General features: G+C 42.9%; 1 protein-coding gene. It reads left to right on the plus strand.

Translation table 11 applies throughout. The features are described from left to right. Window positions 1–401: FumA C-terminus/TtdB family hydratase beta subunit (locus tag DY467_RS25905; protein WP_246701656.1), on the plus strand; the 401-nt coding region annotated here is incomplete at both ends.

A 401-nucleotide genomic window follows, 5' to 3' on the forward strand; every position in this document is an offset into this window, starting at 1 on the left:
AGATACTGTTCTGTCTTTAAAAGCAGGAGATCGAGTATTAATCAGCGGAACAGTGTTTGCTGCACGGGATGCGGCACATCGGAGAATGGTGGAAGCGTTGGAACAAGGGGAAGAACTTCCTTTTGAAATCAAGGGACAAGTGATTTATTATGTCGGCCCTACTCCTCCCAAACCAGGACAGATTATTGGGTCAGCTGGCCCTACCACTAGCGGAAGAATGGATAAATATACCCCTGCTCTGCTTGATAAAGGTTTAAAAGGAATGATTGGAAAAGGTTATCGCAGCCAACAGGTTATTGATTCAATAAAGAAGAAGAAAGCGGTTTATTTTGCTGCTCTTGGAGGAACAGGGGCTTTGATTGCCCAAACAATAAAAGAAGTTGAAGTTATTGCATATGAAG

It is taken from the genome of Rhodopseudomonas sp. BR0G17 (assembly GCF_010907025.1).
Lineage (GTDB): Bacteria > Pseudomonadota > Alphaproteobacteria > Rhizobiales > Xanthobacteraceae > Rhodopseudomonas > Rhodopseudomonas palustris_H.